At 50.6% G+C, this 20,558-nt stretch carries 8 protein-coding genes and 1 pseudogene; 3 read left to right on the plus strand and 6 right to left on the minus strand.

Annotated features, from left to right (window positions below; all coding sequences use genetic code 11):
• The 4 genes and pseudogenes from MHN31_RS22820 to MHN31_RS22835 form a co-directional block, all read right to left on the minus strand.
• Positions 1–321 (minus strand): annotated as a pseudogene (locus tag MHN31_RS22820) (transposase); the annotation flags it as partial.
• Between the two features lie 369 nt (positions 322–690).
• The gene (locus MHN31_RS22825) at positions 691–1,515 is read right to left on the minus strand and encodes a hypothetical protein (protein ID WP_239445393.1); all 825 of its coding nucleotides are present in this window, start codon (positions 1,513–1,515) and stop codon (positions 691–693) included.
• Positions 1,515–12,335 (minus strand): FG-GAP-like repeat-containing protein, encoded by a 10,821-nt coding sequence (locus MHN31_RS22830; protein ID WP_239445394.1) that lies wholly within the window; start codon positions 12,333–12,335, stop codon positions 1,515–1,517. The genes MHN31_RS22825 and MHN31_RS22830 overlap by 1 nt, the downstream gene beginning before the upstream one ends.
• Positions 12,328–13,887: a hypothetical protein gene (locus MHN31_RS22835; protein ID WP_239445395.1), complete on the minus strand. Its 1,560-nt coding sequence runs from the start codon at positions 13,885–13,887 to the stop codon at positions 12,328–12,330. Before MHN31_RS22835 ends, MHN31_RS22830 begins: the two co-directional genes overlap by 8 nt.
• A gap of 286 nt (positions 13,888–14,173) precedes the next feature.
• Here MHN31_RS22835 and MHN31_RS22840 point away from each other — a divergent pair, with 286 nt between their 5' ends.
• Complete coding sequence (locus MHN31_RS22840; protein WP_239445396.1) at positions 14,174–14,938, plus strand: MBL fold metallo-hydrolase; 765 nt, start codon at positions 14,174–14,176, stop codon at positions 14,936–14,938.
• On the opposite strand, the gene MHN31_RS22845 is transcribed toward MHN31_RS22840, so the two are convergent.
• Positions 14,927–16,042, minus strand: coding sequence for an aminotransferase class V-fold PLP-dependent enzyme (locus tag MHN31_RS22845; RefSeq protein ID WP_239445397.1), 1,116 nt, complete (start codon positions 16,040–16,042; stop codon positions 14,927–14,929). The genes MHN31_RS22840 and MHN31_RS22845 overlap by 12 nt on opposite strands.
• Complete coding sequence (locus tag MHN31_RS22850; RefSeq protein WP_239445398.1) at positions 16,039–17,223, minus strand: monodechloroaminopyrrolnitrin synthase PrnB family protein; 1,185 nt, start codon at positions 17,221–17,223, stop codon at positions 16,039–16,041. Before MHN31_RS22850 ends, MHN31_RS22845 begins: the two co-directional genes overlap by 4 nt.
• Positions 17,224–17,357: 134 nt before the next feature.
• Between MHN31_RS22850 and MHN31_RS22855 the strand changes: the two genes are divergently transcribed.
• Positions 17,358–17,819: an Lrp/AsnC family transcriptional regulator gene (locus MHN31_RS22855; RefSeq protein ID WP_125564720.1), complete on the plus strand. Its 462-nt coding sequence runs from the start codon at positions 17,358–17,360 to the stop codon at positions 17,817–17,819.
• Positions 17,820–17,837: 18 nt separating this feature from the next.
• Positions 17,838–20,558, plus strand: a complete 2,721-nt coding sequence (locus MHN31_RS22860; RefSeq protein ID WP_125564722.1) for an ATP-binding protein — start codon at positions 17,838–17,840, stop codon at positions 20,556–20,558.

Consider the following 20,558-nt stretch of genomic DNA (forward strand, 5'->3'; position numbering starts at 1 on the left):
TTTGTGCGTCAACCAGTTGCCCTTAAACAACTTATGCCAGCGAAGAACGATTGCTTTATCTGTTAACCTTTGTGCTTTCTTATCATCTACATACAGCACGATATGCGTGTGATTGCTCATCACCGCGTAGCCACACACATCAATGCAAAACACCTTCGCAAGGGTCAGCAATTTTTCCTCAACCCAATCTCTACGATGTTCAAAAGACTTGCCCGTTAAGCGGTCTTTGCCGCACAGAAATGCCCGGCGAACACACCGGGATATGCAGTGGTAGTATTTAGTGTCTGATAGGCTGACCTGCCTCTTCCTTGCCATTGGCATAATCTAGCATCCTCAATCCATTGAGTATTACCTAAAGGTAGACGGCGTACCTTACATACGCCACTTTAGGGTGGGTGTCCATGTATCTACTTTTTCCGTACGCCAGTTTCAGGTGGGTGTCTTTATAACTAGACCTGCCTCTTCCTTGCCATTGGCATAATCTAGCATCCTCAATCCATTGAGCATTACCTAAAGGTAGACGGCGTACCTTACATACGCCACTTTAGGGTGGGTGTCCATGTAACTATGCCTTCCGTACGCCACTTTAAGGGTGGGTGTCCATGTAACTCTGGCGTTATAACTATTTACCGGCGGGGCCGGGGCTTTAGATTGGGTGCCTTTTATATCTTTCTTTTATATTTTAAATATTCAAATGAAATTTAAAAATACACCATACTTTCTGACATTAAAACTCTTCGATAAGCTTCCTGTTCGAATATTGAAAGAAATTACTTTCCTCACTTCAGATAACTGCCATAATGAAAACTCCGTCATCGTACCAAAAATCTCATCATCTAATATTTTAATAAGTCTAATACTTGATACATCTCCAAGATTGAGAGCAACTTTTTCATCGCCATTAAGAAAGTAATATTCTCCCAGCTCGTTCTTTACTAAAACGCCTTGACTATCAACATCGATAAACTCCAACCCTTTTATCACCTTATTTTTTTTATATGTACCTTTGACATTACTAAAAACACCAATTCCATATGGGTAGCCGAGAGACAAATATAAGTCTGAGTTGAATAACTTTGCAGAAAGCGGCTGCATATAGCCAGAGCTAGAAAAAGCAGTCTTAAGAATATCAACATAAATCACCTGTTCGGTATTAAGTTCATACAAACAAGGCCTCCCCTCAGAGATAAAATAAATAAAGTTTTCATCGAGCACGTTCAATCCCAAACCATCAAAAAGCTTTTTAGTCAAATTAGATTTGAAGTTAACTAAATAAATTTGTCCCGAACCATTACTAGAAATTATTTGTGCTAAGTAATGACTGCCGTCAATCGGCAGCAACTTCTCAACACGACCTCGTTTCAACAATTTCTTTATGCTGAAAGTTTGTACTAGCTTGTTATTCTGAAGCTCAACAACATTTGCTGTCTCACCCGTTAAGAAAACTCCTTTTACACCAGATGCATTCGCCTCGAAAATTAACATGAATAAAAAAATAAAAATCGGTCTGAACATTAATAACTTCCACTTGATAGTAAATTTCTTGTAGCAGAGGCATAGTCTTGGCAGTTGTGTGAGAACAATTTATAGTCATCTTTACTCCAACCGTTACTTGGGTTAAGATGATTCATGAAACTTGCCACATCAAACCCTCCTCCTCTAGTAAATGCTGAGCTACTAAAGTAATAGTCCTTTATTGAAAATCCATTTAATAAAAAGTCATCTCCAAGTCCATACTTGCTTCCCGTGAAACCTCGATTATGTAATACACCATTAGCATCTATAATAAACATATGTTCGTGAAGTACCTCTTGATTATTCGCATCATCTGTTCCACTTGAGCCACTCTCTATATAAGCAAAACCAGCAAGGTCCCTCTTCCCATAGAAGATTTTAGTTTTCCCTTTCTCCCATCCATACTTTTCTTTAAGATCATTTAACGTCCTTGGTCCTTTATCCCATGTGATCAAAGCCCTCCCCTCAGCATTCAACAAGTGCATCATAGCAGCTGTTCGTGCACCATTTGAGAACTTACCACCGGTAATAGCACTCGCTGTACCGCCAACAATAGCAGCCACAGCCGTTCTACCTGCAATTGCCGTCCATGCGCGGTTATTCATATTAAACCCGGCATTGCCCATGGCCATTTTAGTAAAACCAGCCGCAATAAATCCATGTCCGAATTTGCCACCTGACAGGACACTAGTGACGCCACCCACAAGTGCATGACTTCCAGCCCATTGCAATTGTTGGCCAAGTTCCAAGTCTGCGAATGATAAGTTTGAACCTGGCTTGATACCGAACTTAGCTTTAAAGTGCTTACCTATCTGCTGAAAAGCATAAGCAGAGGCCGCCGATATGGCACCGTTCTTCAAGGCAGCACCAAAATCTCCCGTCACTGCATAAGTTTGCGCCGCATTATAAGCCCCCAAACAAGCTGGGGCTCCGGGACCACAAACTATCCCAATCCCAATCTGAGCAGCCGCATTAAGGACCGGCACTTTAGAAATTGCACGTAGCGCATTTCCTATCGTCCCCTGCCAGTACTTTTTATACAAGCTGCCAAGCTTATTAAACAAATACCCACTAGGATCCGTATACGAAAGCGGATTATTCAGCACGTATGTATAGGCGTTATAATTCTGCAGATTACTCGGCGCCTGCACCACCGGATCCGCCTGCATAAACCGGCCGGTGTCTGCATCGTAGATCCGACCATTCATATGAATGATGCGGTTATCGCCGCCCAGCGTAATGGGCTCGTGGCCCGTATAACTGCGGCTGTTCGCAGGCACCCGGGTAAAGATCCCCATTGTAGCAGTGGACCATTGAGTGTAGCTGGTATCACTGCTGGGCGGTCTGACTATCTCGCTTTGTTTACCAAATACGTCATAGCTAAAGCGTTTGAGGAACTTACCGGCGTAGTCGGTAATGGCCACCACTGAGCCCTGATGGTCCGTAAACAGCCATTGCAGGCTGGCCTGCCCGTTCGGGTGATACGTCTGCACCGCATCGCCGTTAATGCTGCGACGCACATAATGCTGATTGGCAAATTCACCACTGGCGCCTTCATCCACAATCTCCAGCGCGCCAACATAGTAGATGGTTTTACTGCCTTCTGTGCGCTTATAACGGCGGTTATTGGCGTCGTACTCAAAGTTTATCACCTCGCCATTTTGGCTGATTTGGGTCACCTTGTTACGGGTGCTGTAGGTCAGTGTGCGTTCCTGCGACACCCCATTGAGCAAGACCGTTGCACCTGTCTGATTGCCATTGGCATCGTAACGGAAGGTTTCGGTCTGTGACCCTTTAACCCGCTCATAGATGGCATGTAAAGGTTCACCTGCCTTGCCATACTTTTGCGTCCAGCCATCTTTGCTGGTGAGGTCACCGTTTGCATCGTAGCCATAACGAACCTCACCGTTCACCGTCGTCACCCGATTCAGTGCATCGTAGCCAAAGGTGGTCGCTGTTTCTGCCGCAGTCAGGGCGCGACTGGTCAGATTCCCCAGCGCATCAAAGGTGTAACTGTGCTGCTGAATGTGACTGTAAGCACTGTGCTCATCTACGCCCAGCGTCTTCAGGTTGCCACGGCTGTCATAGCCCACCACCATGCTGAAGTGGCCTTTTTTATAGCCAATCACACGTCCGGCACTGTCTTCAGATTCGGCAACATAGTAAAGCTGTCCGGCATCCCCCTCGCGCGCTTCTTGCTTCTGATACACCTGGCCTGCGCTGTAATACAAGCGCTGGCCCCGGGCCTCTACAAAGCGGCCGCGATCCCGGGTACGACGATAGTCATCAAACTGCTGGAACACTCGGCCATATTCATCAAAGGTGGTTAGCTGTACAACACATTTAGCATCATGCACTGAGGCCAGTGCGTCGGTTATCCGCACATCTTTGGTAGCAGGCTCATAGCTGACTTCATCTTTACAGCTCAGTGCGCTTTCCAGATCGGTGACCGATGCGACCTGACGCCCCAGCGGATCATACAGGTATGACCGAACCCAGCTGCCGCGTTGCTCGCTGTCCAGACGCCAGGGCTGGCTGGGGTGATAGTGCCACTGGCTATCAACCGCATCGTTAATGTTGAGCTGTGTTTTACGGCCAAGGTCGTCATACACAAAGCTCTGCTTATCGCCATTGGCATCAGTTTGTGTCAGCAGTTCGCCCAGTGCATTGTAGGTGTACTGCCAGTTGCCCCGGTCAACATCTTCAGTGCGCTCTTTACGGCCTGTGATCAGATTGTAGGTGTTGGTGATAAGAGCAGTATTACCCTCGGCAGAGGACTTCACCGTTTCCAGCAATCCGAGCCGGTTGTAGCTGTAGGTCAGCACCTGACCGGTCTGATCCGTTACTGTGTGCTTCTCGCCATGCACATTGTGTGTGGTGATGGTCGTTTGGGCTCCTCCCGGAATACCACTGCCATTTGTAGCCGTCACTTGCGCGGTGAGTGTTCGATCTTCCACCCGCTGAGTAGTCGTTAAGTCCAGCTGATGGTCATCCACCTGGATCACGCGATCCAGCACATCATAATAGGTGTGCGTTGATGCATGGCCTGCCGGCGTGACAACCACAGCCCGACCAAACTTATCATAATGGGTGGTATCCTGGAGCCACTGCCCTTTAGGCGTCAGGCGCGCCTTAGCTAACACACGGCCAAGGCGATCATAGTAAGTGCGTGCGACCAGTTCAGTATTCACATAAGTTGCACTGGCAAATGCACAGTAGGCTGGCGCACCAATCAGGCAGTCCGTCATCAGGGTGCGTTGCTGTGCCCCGCTGGGTGAATGGCTGCCAATCTCACCGCCAAACGCATCATAGTAAGTGTACTGCGACACCCCATCGGCATTGCGGGCCTCTGTCACCTGGCCATACTTATTCCGCGATATCACCTGCGCGGATGTGAATATTCCATTGTGCTGCGACACCACATAGCGCCCTTCACTGTCATAGGTCGTGGTGCTGGTTCGGTTGATAGAGTCTGAACAACCGTCTTTACTTTGCACCTGCTTGCTGATGAGGTTACCAAAGTCATCATAGCCATTCGTGGTTTTCAGGTAGGCATCGCAAGCCCCATTGGGCTCCACGATCTCAGTTTCCAGCAACCCTGCCAGCGCACCACTTTGTTTGTAAGTGAAGTGACTGGTACGACTGATATAGCCCTGTCCTGCACGGGCATGTATCACAACCGCATCGCGCAAACGACCCAGCGCCTGCTCTTCAGGGGTGCCATATTTATTGTACGTCGTCACACCAGATACCACAGTAACAGGCTCTTGCAGAACCAGATCTCCCAGGGTACTTTTATCATGCGGGTACTTAGCAACCACCATCTTGGTCACGTTGCCATAGTCATCCTGGGTTGTGGTGGTCTGGCTGCAATCATACCCGTCTGCCCAATATTTGTCGGTATTTACTCGGGCACTACAAGTACGGCTTTTCTGATTGTAAACCTGATAAAAGGTCCCTGTTAAGCCGGGCTTAGCAACCTCAGCGTAGTCATCATAGGCATCACTCAGCACCTGTGCCCTGCCATCCACATACAATGTTTTAGTGGTACGCTTTGGCATACCCGTGAGCGGGAAGGCCTGTTCGTACTCTGTGCGAGTAGCAATGTGCAGACCGTCTTTGGTGGTGTTGGTGGTCAGCGCCGAAAAGCCCAGCCAGCCACGACCACCAAATTGCACCCGCGCGCCTTCATATTCATAGGTCACGCTCAGCGTTGTGTCGCCCGTTTGCGTATCCAGAGCACTGGTTTGCACCTCACGGACCAGACTGGCTCCGGCTGCCAAATCGGTGACTTTGAGGTCACTGTCGGCTTGCATTTGTGCGCTAACCGCTTCATCCCCTTTGCGATAAACAGCAGGGTCGGACATGTCACCATAGTAAATCCTGGTCTGATTGCCCATCCCCTGCGTGATGGTACTCAGGCGCCCGGCCCCAAACTGCTGATATGTACGGCCATACTGGGTGATCTGATGATGGTTTTGCGCCACCAGCTCAGGGGTGCCGTCACCGTCCATGTCTGCAAAAAACACCATCGCGCCAGACGTTGGTGTCTGGTCAAGCCGATAAGCCACCTCCGTTGGGGTGTTAAAGGTTCGGGTGCCCGGCTCAAACTCGTAACGATACAAGCCAAACTCTCGCGTGCCAGTGGTCGATTTACCCGTCACATAAAGCTCTGTTTGACCGTCGCCATTGAGATCGGCCAGCAGGGGAGCCCAGATAGCGACTTCCCTTGTAATGTTGACATTATCAGGGGGCGTGAGGGTCGTGATCGCATCCCGGTCAAAGAACAACCCTTCTCCGAGTGCCGGGCGACCCAGTACGACTTCCCAGTCGTCATCCTGATTCTGATACATCAGGTCCAGCGTCCCGTCACCGTTGATGTCCATCGGTGTCAGGCTGCTATGTACAACAGGCTGAGATGAGTAAGTGCCCACTTCGAACTTATGCTTAAGATTGGCTGGATCATAGCGATTATAAAAGACAAACACATAGTCATACTTGCCAGGTTCACGACATCCGTCCTTTGCGCAGGTAGATGTCACCAGATCAGCCTTGCCGTCAAAGTCCATATCCATAAAGTAAAAGGGAGCATCGTTCTCCAGGTTACGCTGGATATCCTGGTGATAACCTAGTGAAATATCGCCATTCAGTACCAGGCGCGGCTGCTGATAGGCTGTTGTGTCGGTATACATTAAGTCGTCAAAGCCATCACCATTGGCATCGCCAATGCGGAGCGCCTTTATATTGTCACTCCCCGTTATAGAGCCGCTCTGCCAGGGGGTTTTATCAAACACAAAATATGTCCACTGGATGCTCACGTCGGCGCCATGAAGCGGCTTTTTGGTCTGGATCAACAGCCCCTGCGTTCCATCTCCTTCACGATCAAAGGGCATCATGCTGACACTGTCTTCGCGGTTATACGTGTCTATCACCTGACACTGGGTGGTACCATCACGCTTTATCAGGCACAATTCATGCTGGTAGGTGTCCTGCAGCTGGATCAGCGCCGCCAGCTCCGGCTCGCCATTGCCATTGCTGTCCAGAATACTGGTCGCAACGATTTTCTCATGCATACCCACACCAAGCAGATCCTGACTGGCTGACATCTCCGGATAGGTTTTGGTTTGCTCATAGTCAAATGTCACTGGCTGTTTGCACGTTGCATCACCGTCTGACACAGGTCGGTCGCAATGGCGTACCTGCTTGAGTTGACGCACCCCATTAGCCCCACGCTCCGTCTGTAACTCATAGTAATGCAGTGGCGTTTGACCTTTGCTGACCCGGATGCCCGTCAATTCTGCCTGTGCCTGCATGGGCTGCGATACCGCCTCCAGGCTGTAGGCCAGATTACGCACGGGACCCGCCTGATAGTTAAAGGTCACGGTATATCCGCTATAATTAATGCTCGATAACACGGTCTCCAGCTGCCCCAGCGCGGAGTCCGGACGACCAGCTAAGCCGCCATGACGATAACGATACTGGATGACGTTTGCGGCAGGCTCGGTTGCAGCGCCCGCGGCGGCAACACTGTCCATGCTCTGTCTTATCAACCAGCTGGACGGGTACTGCTCCCCCCCGGCCTGACTATTGTCTGTGCCGCCATAAATACGTTTGCTGCCATCTTTACCATACACAACAAACTGCACCTTGTAGCTTTCTTCTCCTGGCTCAATCTCAATGCGCTGCTGGGAGTCTATTTCAGTGCGATACTCTGCACCCACCTTACCGTGTTCTGCGTTGTTGATCAGTATGAGCCGCTGACCATCCAGGCAATAGCGATCTTCATTATCCAGACCAATAGAAACCGGTTTAAATGCGCCGTCCTGCGCCAGCGTCTGACGACAGCGCGTAATGGCCGAGCCTGCCGACAGTTGCCACCCCTGAGCCACTGACGATGCCGGTTGCTGACTGTTGTAATTGAGGCTCACCTCAGGTGTTACCCCGGCTATTCCCTGTGGTAATACAATGGGAATGCTATACGTTGCCGCCCCTTGCTCGTTGACCCGGAAGCTGCCCGCTGTGAAGCTGTACTTATAGTGGGTGTCCAGTGCACTGCTACTCGCCGGTTCAAAACTGGCGGTTGCCAGCGGTGGAGAATGCGGGGTTATCTGACCCTGCGCTAAGCTATCCAGCACAGTGATGGTTTGCTCTGCCGACGGCGTAGAGCAGAATTCAGTTGTATTGTTTGGGTTAGCTGCATTCACTGCCACATCAATACAAGCCTGGGCATAAAAGCGGTGGCTGCCGTTGGGATAGACCAGCACCGCCTCTGCCTGACGATTTTCCGCCGCATGGCTGGTTGGTGCAGTATTGCTGGCCACATCCACCAGCTTAAACCTGGCCAGATCGCGGCCGTAGCTAAATTCGGCTTTAATACGGCCTGCGCCTTCGGGCGTTAATGTCAGGTCAGGGGCACTTAGTAAGCCATCACGGGGGTCGAGTTTATTGGTTCCCAACACTGTTTCTGCCACGTCACTGACGTTGTCGCCATCCGAGTCAACCCAGTCGTTACACAGGGCATCCTTATAACAATGGCCATAGTAGTAATACAGCGTACTGACAACTGCCTGATTATAGGTAACGGCATAGCCCGACGACCACTGAACTTCGAGCAAGAACTGCGACCGCGACAGATCAGTCTTTAACCTGTTGATCCAGTAGGCTCTGTCGTAACCCGCCAGGCCATTGGCCGACAAGTGATACGTCAGATTAATCAGCTGGTCGTAAAACTGCGTCTCATCCAATGACGGAGCAAACCGCTGTTGACCCTCTGTTGATGCCAACATTGCATCCGCAACTTCCAACAGCGTGACATTATGATGTATCACTGCATAAGCCAGAAAAGACAATTCATGACGGGTCAGATCCCGGCCTAAAACCAGATAGCCAAGACGCAGCAATGAATACAGCGCATCGACATCCTCTCCAGGGGTCCAGCCTGCGGGAAACGCCTGTGTAAATGCATCCAGCAAAGGCGAGTTGTCCATGTCGCCCCAGCGCAGCGGTTGCAGACCTGCGGCATGACGGTCGAGCTTATGTAACTGACCGTCTTCGGTTACTGCCCAGATCTGATTGCCAACCACCATGGGTTTCTGGCTCACCTTAGCGCCAAGCTGGTATAAATAGTCTATGGCACCGGTTGTGGCATTGAGCACATATAAAGCACCGTCTGCTGAGCCATAAAATAACTGGCCGCTGAGCTGGTCGTCACCGACCACCAGACCTTCGGCCTCAACAGCGCCACGCGTGGCTGTTTTCCATAACTGGGTGCCTATCTGGCTCCAGGCATAAATATGATGGTCCTGCGATCCGGCAAACACCACATCGCTGCCAATGCCCGACTGCGTTACTATCGGGCGAGAGCTGAGCTGCCCGCCCGTTTCGCGAAACCACTGGGTTTGGAGATCTTTCTCGGCGTAAAGCGCGTTACCTTTACCCAAATACTGCTGTCCATTAAAGCCAACGGTGGGCGTATAGTTCAGAGGGTCTGCCACGTCACCAGACGTACCATCTACATTGTAAGTTGAGTAACTGGCATTGGTTAACGCATTTTTGATGCCCACCACAAAGCCACCCTGCGTATAGGCTTGCTCTATCGGCTCAGGGACCTTCACCCTGAGCCTGGTGCTGTCGATATACGTAACGTCAGCTGCACCCAGCTGATGGCTGACTCCGGTGGTATTTTGTTGCACCGACACGATATTGCCCTGTGGGGCAAACGCCACACCGGTTACCACATATTCCCGCTCGCCACTGCCGGGAACAACCGAGACAATTTTTGCGTTCACGTGCTGCACAGAAAAAGTACTTTGTGCACTTTGAACACTCTGCGCACCATTGCGGTTAAATGCCGTCACCCGATATGTAACCGTCTGGTTGGCGGCGGGCCGTGTGATCGCATATTGTGCTTCAGGCGCGCTGGCACTGTAAGGTCGGGCTTCCAGTTGCTGGTTCAATACTTCCCAGTCACTATTGCCTGCCAATTTGCGCTCAAGTTTAAAATACAGCGCTAAATCAGCCTGGCTGGCATAATTCGACGCGGATTCAATGTTGAGTGTATAAGGGCCAAAATAATAGTCGTCGTTATCAAAATAAGCCGGTGGGGGCGCATCGCCCTGATTATGAATGGTCGTCTGAGCGCAGTATGACGTACTATATGTTTTAGGCCCCGTGTGATCTTCATTGGTAGCAACAGCGCAGTACACCGCGCGTTTGTTATGATCCACAGGCGGTTTTGTCACGAACTGCTGTAACGGCACGTTGTCTGCACTGAGCGATGGCCCAGCGCGATGCCAGTTTGTCAGGTCATGATCCCATGCTTGATCTGCGGTGCCAACAAACTCGTAAAGCTCATACTGATTGGCATGATCTGCTCCACTTCTTACTAGCGTAATCTTGATCACACCCGGAGATGCAGTGCCATCATGCTCCAGCACCACTTGTGGGTTCGTGGGGACCTCAGAATTCAGTGTAAATGAATAAGACGCGACACTGTCAAAGGCCCGCTCAGTAGAGGCACTGCACACACTGCCCTGTCGCAAATAGGCTCTGGCCTTTACGTTCAAGTTTTTTGGCAGGTATGACGAAGGTGACCAGGTGAGTTTTGCGACCAGGCTGTTATTGTCATCTTCCAGGTTGGGTAATGCCTGCTCTACGACTGCGCTGGCAATCTCTCCACCAGCTTCTTCACTGAACAAGGCTACGCGGCACAGATAACCAGGTTCAGAACTTAATGCACCAACCAGGATCTCTTCTTCGAACGCTGTGCCTCGCATTCGCTGCAACCCTTCGGACGGGTTAAGGTCATCCGGGTTCGGGACATGCAGCGCAACGCCCGCACTTTGGATAGTAGAAAAGGTCAGCGAAGAGCGCGCCTGAGCATCCGTTAACCCGGAGTTGTCATTCACCAGGACTAACAGGTGGTAACGCCCGGGCTGTGGCACTGAGAACTCTGCGGTATAGGTGTTATTTTGCCCCTGTACTAAAGTGCTGCTCACCGAAGTGGCCCCTTCGCAGCTGGTCAGCGTGGCAGACGACGCTGCGCGCGGCATGTAGCACACTGAAATTCGGTCTTTACTTACAGCCTGACTGTCATCAACCACGGAAAACGCCAGCTTAAGCGAGGTACCCGGCAAAACGACATCGTCCCGGAGGGATACGTTGGTCAGGTTAGGCCGGGTTGCCACATTAATCGCAATCTCGTTGGATTCCCCTCCTCCGGCTAATGCCTTAAACCGAGTCGTGCTCGAGATACGAACTTGCCGATAACAGTACGTATCGCTTCTATTTACCGTTTCGTTGCCAGACTTGAAGCACTGCGCATTCAGCGACCCTGTGCTTAAAGTGAGGGAATTCGTGCGATTGAGCAGGGCAACATTATTGGCATTTACTTTCAGCGTGGCTGAGCTGGGCCAGTTGGCCGACGTTTCATCCTGATCCTGAACATGCGCAACGGCTATGATATCTTGCTCACCAGACAGCATTACGTCATTTTCAAGCGGCTGGCCGTCCATGTTATACAGTGTCAGAGAGACGGCTGAGCTGGTGTTGTCTTCAGTGATAACTTCTGTTTGATGCTCACTGCTGGATGACACACCATATTTATCTGTGGCCGTTGCCCTGAATGTGAGACGCTGCCCATACTGCTGCTCATAAGACAAGGTGGCAGTAACCTGGCCACGATCATTAAAGCCACTGCATCGCCCTTGAGCATCGCTGGTACATGAAATCACCGGGTCACATCGCTCCTGAGATTCAATCAAACAGATTTTCAAAGATTCGATATCACGACCATCATCAGTCGCAGTAGCCTTCAGCGTAACCGTTTTTTTGTCGTTTCCGTCCCCACTTGAGCTGGTTATAGAGACCCGGGGTTTAGTGGCTTGTATTACTCCGAAACCAGGCTCACATTTCGCTGTTTCAACATACAGATGACCGTAAATCTCTCCACCCCATAGCCCTTCTAAAGTTGAATTGTTAGTCGCGTAACGATAAACGACTGGGAGAGTATAAACGCCTACTTTAGAAACGGAGACTGTCTTGGTGGCATCGGCGGGTGAAATCGAGATGCTCTTTTCCTCACCTGTCGTGCGATTGATTAGTTTCGCAGATGCAAAGTTAGCGCCCATGGATTGAGAGTAGATATCAAAGGTAATATCAATTGGCATTTTCGTGTCTTTAGACACAACTACAGAACCACCAGAGTTTAAACAGTACTCCCTCTGCCTTCGCGCAATCTCTTGAGGTACACTGATAGCCGTTGCAAATGCTGTCTCACAAAATAACAGCATCCAAACCACGATTATGAATCGTTTACTCATTGCCCGCTCCTGTGTCTTGTGTCCATTCCACGGTGATCATGTTGTCGTTATAGGCGGCATTTTGAATGCTACGCGCCAACTCGCGCTCTGACGGCAGGTTTAAGGGAACAGAAAAGTGATCGATTGGGCCACCGGGGCCTATCGGATCGGGATTGATCGGATCAGTGGGGTCTGTGGGTCCATTGTCATTAAAAACGCTCGGGTCATCAATTGAAATCGCCGCCACACTGCGGTGACCATCACTGGCACTAGTAAAAGGAAGGTAAAGGGTGCGTGTCTGCGCGTCCACCGACGGGGTAACCAGGTAGTCGCTTTGGCGCATGTGGGCAGGCAAGTAAGCACTTTGATATAAGCCGCTCAATGCCGCATCGTACTCCATGACCAATCCCTTGCGGTCAATAAAGACGATGCTGGAATCAAAACCCGGTTGCGTAAAGTTCGTCCCCGATAACCGGTGGCTGGCACCCGAAGCACCACTGATGGGCACACCCGTCAACCCCTGCCGCTTGACCATCACGGCACCGGCAATGACACCGTCTGACGTCGTCCTGCAATTCACCCGGGTAGAGTATTGCACAGCGAGCCGACATACTTCTCCGCTGCCATCTAACCTGCTTACCCCAAAGTACAGATAACCATTGAACGACAAGGGTTGGTTAAGCACTTTGCCGCTGAGCTGCTGTGTCCAGACCACTTTGGCTTGTGCCTGACTATGATCTATTTTGTGCAGTGCATTACGCTTATCAGTCAAAAATAGGTATTTGTCATCTACGGCAATAACGGTACGAGGCACAGGATCAAGTCCGATGGATTGTAAACGCACAGAATAGACCCCCTGATGAACGGTGTCGGCATCTGCTACGTCATGGTAAATGATCTGGAGCTGCTTTTCGGTTATACCAGAGTTGTGACCCTCTGCACGCAATGTAAAGCGGGCACTCTGACCCAGTTTAACCATTTCACTGCCAGTACCCGGCAAACCCGTGCGATAAGGCTGACCGTCTTTGAGTAAGCTCACACTGTGCGCACCTGCCACTTTCCAGCTCAGCTTCGTCTGCTCCCAGGGAAGTACTGTCAGACTGTCAGTCTGGAATGATTCTATATTGAGATAATAACCCTGTGCATCGTATTGCCGGGCGACAAAGCCGGCCCCACAGCCGACAAGGTTGCAGGGAATAATTAAATAGCGGGCGTCGCTGAATGGCGCAGTTAATGTATAGCTGCGACCATAGCTTTGATAACGCGGCGTAAAAACATCACTGGTATTCGACACCGGGGCACTATTGGCATTCGTCTGGCTCAGTGGATCTCTCCCGTTGCCCATGATACCTGCGTCAATCGCCCTGTTCATTTGTGCCTGGTAAACCTCATAGCCGCGATACGCTTCTATGTAATAGTAAGTTGCACCCGAAACGGCGACCCAGCTGAGCTGATCTCTGCTGCCTTTCAAATGTAACCCACTGGCATGGGGGGGTAATTGAGGCGTGTATTGATTAGACCCGGACGTTTGCTGGGCGTTGGCGGCCTGCACACCGACAAAAAATACTAACAAGAAAAAACATAAATTAAACCAACCCAAAACAACACCACTTGAATGTTAAATTATTTGGGCGCAAATGTACCAGCATCAGCGATTCACGAAAACCCGAAACAGAAACACATGACCAAAAAGCGAACAAAGCACAATAATTTATGATTATATTCATGGGTCACGCTAGAAAATGTATTTATTGTTAAGGAAAAATGACAAGCTGACGCCCCTGCCGACAATTTCATTTTGCCTATCTGGTCAGATGTGTTACCTATATGACATGAAATCGTGCGAATAGAATACACTCATGAAGATCCATACCCTCGAAGGCTATATTCAGAATATTTACCTGGTGGAGTATCCAGACAAGCTGCTCTTGCTGGATGGTTGCAGCCGTGCAGACGTGGGTCTGATCTGCCGGTTTATCACCGATGAATTGCACCGCCCGTTACATCAGCTCAAACTAATTGTGGTGACCCACATGCACCCGGACCATGCCGGCGGAGCTCATGCCTTAAGAAAAGTCAGCGGCGCGCAGATAGCCACGGCGAATTGCCCGGGTCAGTGGTATCAGGGGATAGATGGCATGCTGATGCATTTGTCGGACATCGCACTGGCCCTGTGGGTTGCCGGACGCAAACGCAAAGCACGAAAAAACCTCTGGTATACCCGCACCCTTGAGCCAGATATCTATTTGCCCGACGGTGTGTCATTACCCGGGTTTGAAGACTGGCAGGTGCTGCACACCCCGGGTCACACCGACCGCGATATCAGCCTGTATCATGCGCAGCGCAGTACCGTGTATATTGCCGATGTGATGGTGCAGGTGCGCGACAAACTGATCCCACCCTATCCGGTGTTTTACCCCCGGCTGTACCGTGCTACTTTGTTAAAACTACAACAGCTTGAACCTGACACTGTGATGCTGGCACACCACAGTGAAATTGCCTTTACCGACATAGATTTTGAGCAGCTGCTACAGCGCGCGCCCACACAACCGGTGACTCACTGGCGCTCAGTCAAAACTAAGACCAGAAAAGCGCTGGGGCTGAGCCACACCTCATCCCGATAGTGCGCTTTTAAATACCCGGATAAAGACGTCAATGTCATCCACAGTAGTATAAATATGCGGAGAGACACGGATCCCCAGCTTACGGGCATCGACCGCGATACCGGCCTCCCGTAACGCCGCCAGCACCTTATCTTGTTTATCTCCCACATTGAGGATAGCCGTGCCTGAGCAGCGCTTTGCATCCGTCGGGGCAATGTACCAGGGTGCCAGTTCAGCCTGCAAACGCGCCAGCAATGCCAGATTGTGTGCCCGCACCTGCTTAACCCCCAGTTCAGCAAAATACTGGATGCTGTGTGCGGCAAAAATATAGGCTGCCACGGACGGTGTCCCTCCCCAAAACCTCAACGCAGTTTGATGGGGTGTAAAATGATGAATATCAAATTCCAAAGGATTTTGATGTGAGAACCAGCCGACATCTTTGGGCTGACACACCTCAAGAATGCTGGGGTTAACCCAGATAAACCCGGCACCAGGCCCGCCACACAGCCATTTAACACAAGAACCCAGCACGCAATCCGCAGCACTGGCTGACAGGTCAATGGGGATCACTCCTGCTGCCTGAGCCACATCGACGATCACCCGACAGCCCTGTGCTTTGGCCAGCTGGGTAATGTCTTCAACCGGTGCTTGTTGCCCTGTATTGGAGTACACCTGACTCACAAACACCCAGTCAATATCATCATCCAGATGCTGCTGCCAGACGCTTAAGTCTGACATATCCAGCGCGGCGGGAATAAAGCGGATCTCAACATCCGGTACGGCTTGCTGCAACACAAAGCCCATGCTGGGAAAGTCACTTTCACTCATCAGCACTCGCACGGTTTGCTTGCCTGTTTCCGGCAGGCTCATTACCCACTTCGTCAAGCCGCTGGAAAGGTTACTTTGTGGACAAAAATACTCCGCCTGGCTATTGAATAACCGTGCCAGGGCTGCGGTAAATTGTTGTATGCCGTCGATCCACTGATACCAGGGCTCATGATTATCACCAGACCAGGGGTCAAAATAGCGCGTCATAAAGTCCTGCCTGGCCGTCTTCAGTGGCCGGCCTACCGAGTGGCTGAGTAAATAATGGCCCTGTGGTAACGAGAAATCGGCCTGTTTCATTGTGTGTCCTTTGCTATGCTGCGACGCAGCGTATTTAAATCATCAAAGCGGGTAAAGACATCTTCACGTTTTGCCGCCGCCCGTTTGTCTCGTAGTAATGCCAGTTGGTTCAGCAACACAGGTAAAGGCGGCCCACTCGCGGTGACTTTGTCCAGATGCTGCGTATTCATATCGCCCGAAGGCTGTGCAATGTATTTTTCTACCAGCTGATTATGATGCTGAATAGCGGTATCGCCATGTAGTTTGCACACTTGTACAAAAGCACTCACCGCCTCCTGATACCAGCCACTGGTGTGATGCTGCGACGCTGCTGCCACAAACGCATCCATCAGATTGGGCAAGCGCATACATTCGCGCAAAGTGGCCTGATCCTCGGGCATCATATACAGGAACTTATCCACCAGCATCTGAGCGTAATTTACATCATTGGCCTGACATAACCCCAGCAGCATATCGATGACATTGATCCCGGCGAAGTCCCCGGCATTAGCGCCGCGATACACCTCCTTACCCACCCGGTAAGGTTTGTAATAAGGCCGCACCACGTAAAAGAAAGCATCGGTATCCAGCTGCTCAAACAAACACTGATTAGAGCGGATCACATCTAACAGGCCTTCTTTGACCTGGGCCAGCAGCACAGGCGTCATGGGGTGCGAAATACCCAGCGGCTGGATCTTTAACAAACACTCTGCGGCACGTTTATAAGCCAAAATAGCACGGGTATTGTAATCAATGAATAGCTGCTCAGCCGGATGACTGGTAAAGCGTTTATACACCCCATCAACTGCACGATTATGTGTGGTCAGGTGTGCTGTAGCAAAGCGAGGGGTCACGCCAATCGACGCACCAATGTGCATGGCCAGTGCAGAGGCTTCCTTGAGTGGTGAATAGTGCTCCCGGCTGGGCTCGGTCAGTTCATGACGACGACATGCCGCCATGTACAGGCCGACATTGCCAAGCAGATCGAACGCATTATCAAAGCCTTCATCGGTATTGCCCTCTGCCAGCAAGGCCAGGATGTGTTGCTGACCTTCGTTTAATAGTTGTTGTTTTATCTGGTCTTCTACACCCACAACATTCGCCTTATCCTGCTGCTGCCAGTATGCAGCCTCCAGCGTGTCGTTGAGCGTAACAAAATCACTGCGGATCCAGTGATCAAATGCCTGTGTCAGCGTAGTCATGACAAACTCCTTAACTTCCGAGCTCTCAGGCTATCAAAACTCTCGCGCTAAAATTTGCTAAAATTCATGTAAACGCTAGACTGGGTTAGTAATAATTGTAAATAAATCATCATCAGTTAGCAGAATCCACTACTATGGCGCACCTTGATAATAAAGACCGTATCCTACTTAGGGCATTGCAGCACAACGCCCGGCTGAGCAATGCGCAACTTGCGGAACAAGCCAGTTTATCAGACACCCCTTGCTTAAGGCGTGTCAAAAAGTTACAACAAGATGGTGTTATTCTCGGTTATCACGCCACTTTGGCACCACAGCCACTAGGCTATACTGTATTGGTCTATGCCTTTATTCGCCTGAGCGAGAACTCTGCGCAAGCGGCCACTCAGTTTGAATCTGATGTGGAACAACTGCAGCAGGTACTCAGCTGCTCTGTGGTATCCGGTGCACATGATTATTTACTCGAGATCATTGCCGAAGATTTGCCCAGCTATGAGCACTTTGTCAAACACCGCCTTGGCGCCATCGGCTGTATTGCAGGGATTGAGTCGACCATAGTATTGAAACAAACGTTTACCAAACGCCCCCTGCCAGTTTAACGAAAGGACAGGATCAACATGCAGTTCCAATTTCGCACAGCGTACCACCAATGGGCTGCCTATTTGCTCATGACAGTGAGCTACTTTGTGCTGGGAAAAATACTCACCGCTTTTGCGTTTCAGGATCAGGTGCTGCCCATTTGGCTGCCCGCAGGCGTCGGCCTGGTAGGTGTGCTGATCTGGGGCTGGCGCTTTCTACCCGGCTTATTTATCGCCTCGGCGCTGTTTAACTGGACCACAGCCCACGGCTATACATTTTCCGAGGCGACCTTATCGCAACAGCTGCAAGTCTCAATTATTGCGCTGGGCGCCTGCCTGCAGGGACTGGTCGGTGGCTCTATTCTGCGTCATTGGTTGGGCGATCCACTGCGAATGCGAACCCGCAAACACATTGCCTACTACATCTTTTTGGTTGGCATATTTTGTAACCTGATCTCGGCCAACATTGGCGTCTTCTCACTTAGCCTGTTTAACCCTGAGTATCAGTTTAGCCACCACTGGCAAAATGTGGTGGCCTGGTGGCTGGGCGATAGCCTGGGCATACTGATCTTTACCCCGCTACTGCTGCTGATGCTGGATGCATGGGCATTCAAACAACACAGTTATCACCGCAGTCGCAATGTGTTTGCCACCAGCTTTGTACTATTTTTATCTGTGGTGCTGACCACCTACTTATACAATCAAGGTAATGTTCAGGCCGCCAAACGAGAAGCGCAAAGAGAGCTCAGGTTAATAGAAAACCTGCTGCTACAACAGGTCAATCTCAGCATGCTGGCCGTGCAGGGCGTAGCTGCTAAGTTGCAGTCTCTGAGCGAGGTAAACGCTGACGAGTTTCACCAAATCGCCGAGCAACAGCGCGCTCGTTATCCATTTTTGCGAGCGATTTCCTGGAATGTCAGGCTGGATCAAACACAGGGGAATGCCCTTCAGGAAAAGTTTGATACGCTATATGATGGCCGGGTGAAACTCAAAGGGCTGCCCCTAACCCCAGATGATCCTCTGGTAGTGGTCACCTACATTTCACCGCAAACAGAAAACTTCAGTGCACTGGGCTTTAATGTGTATTCGCGTGAAAATCGCAAGCAAGCGCTAGAAAACTCGATTATTGCCGTGCAACCACAGGCCACAGACATCATAGAATTAATTCAAAGTAATACGCCGGTGCCGGCTTATTTGTTGTTCTCCCCGGTGTACCGACGCGGCGCAACCGACCCTCAAGCGGATATTCTTGGCTATGCCACCGCGGTGGTACAAACCGATACGCTGCTGGGTTCGGCACTGAAGCAGTCACAGGCCGGCAGCTATAATATTGCGGTGTATGATGGCAATGAGGCCGAGCCTTTCTATAGTAACCATGCGCTCTCAGCCGCTGAGGTGGCAGCAGAAAACCTGTTTGAAACCCGTATTCAATTTGGTGGCCAAGTCTGGCGGATCAAGCTGGAGCTCAGGGCTGATTTTGTTGCCAGCCTCAACCACCGACAAACCGTGTTGTTGTTGCTATTACAGCTCAGTATCACCGCCTTGATCATCTTTATCGTGCTGCTTAACAACTATCAGCACTACGAACTCAATCATCTGGTTGAGCAGCGCACTCAGTCCCTGCGCCAGGCCGTTGAAGATGCCGAGCGTGCCAACCAGGCTAAAAGCCGCTTTCTGGCTAATATGAGCCACGAACTGCGTACCCCACTAAATGCGGTGGTGGGGTTTGCCTCTTTGATGAAGACGACCGACTCATTTGACACCCTCCAGTCTTATGCCAACCGAATTGATATGGCAGCAAAAACCTTGCTCAACCTGGTGAATGATATTCTTGATATTGCCAAAATCGAGTCGAATCATCTGGTCATTGAACAACACGACTTTAACTTGCAGCATTTACTCGGCCGCATAGATAGCCTGTTTGCCACCAGTGCTGCGGACAAAGGATTGCAGTGGCAGCTGAATACTAACATCAGCGGCGCCTGCTGGCTCAAAGCCGATGAGCTGCGGATGGAGCAGATCCTCTTAAACCTGTGCAGTAATGCCGTCAAGTTCACCGACAATGGTAAAGTAACCCTACACTGTGAAGTACTACATGGTGATAGTGATTACCTGCTTACCTTCTCTATCATCGACACCGGTATTGGCATTGATTACCACAAACAGCCATTGATTTTTGCCCCTTTCACACAGGCCGACGCCTCAACATCGAGGCGCTTTGGCGGCACCGGGCTGGGCCTGGCAATCAGCAAAGAGCTGGTAGAACTCATGGCAGGCGAGCTCACAGTTAAAAGCGCACCGGGACAAGGCAGTACCTTTACCTTTGCGCTGCGTTGCCCCTTTGGCGATGCGCAGTTGGCGCAAAATATCGAGGCTGACCCAACCTTACTCAAAGGCATGCAGGTACTGGTTGCCGAAGATAACCCGGTCAATCAGCTTGTCATCAAAGCCATGCTACAATCGATTGACGTGGAGTTCGTCTTGGTCAGTGATGGCCAACAAGCCGTAGACGCCTGCCAAGACCAAGCCTTTGATCTGGTGCTCATGGACTGTCAGATGCCACTCCTTGACGGTTATCAGGCAACCGCGCTGCTGCGTAAACGCTTCACTCAGCAGCAATTGCCTGTCATCGCCCTGACTGCGGATGTGATGCCCGAAGATAAAACTTACGCACTGGCAGTTGGATTTAACAGCCACCTTGCAAAACCGCTGGAGCGCGATAAGCTGGTGCAATGCTTAACACAATACCGAAAATCATGA

This window comes from Pseudoalteromonas sp. McH1-42 (assembly GCF_022347845.1).
GTDB lineage: Bacteria > Pseudomonadota > Gammaproteobacteria > Enterobacterales > Alteromonadaceae > Pseudoalteromonas > Pseudoalteromonas rubra_D.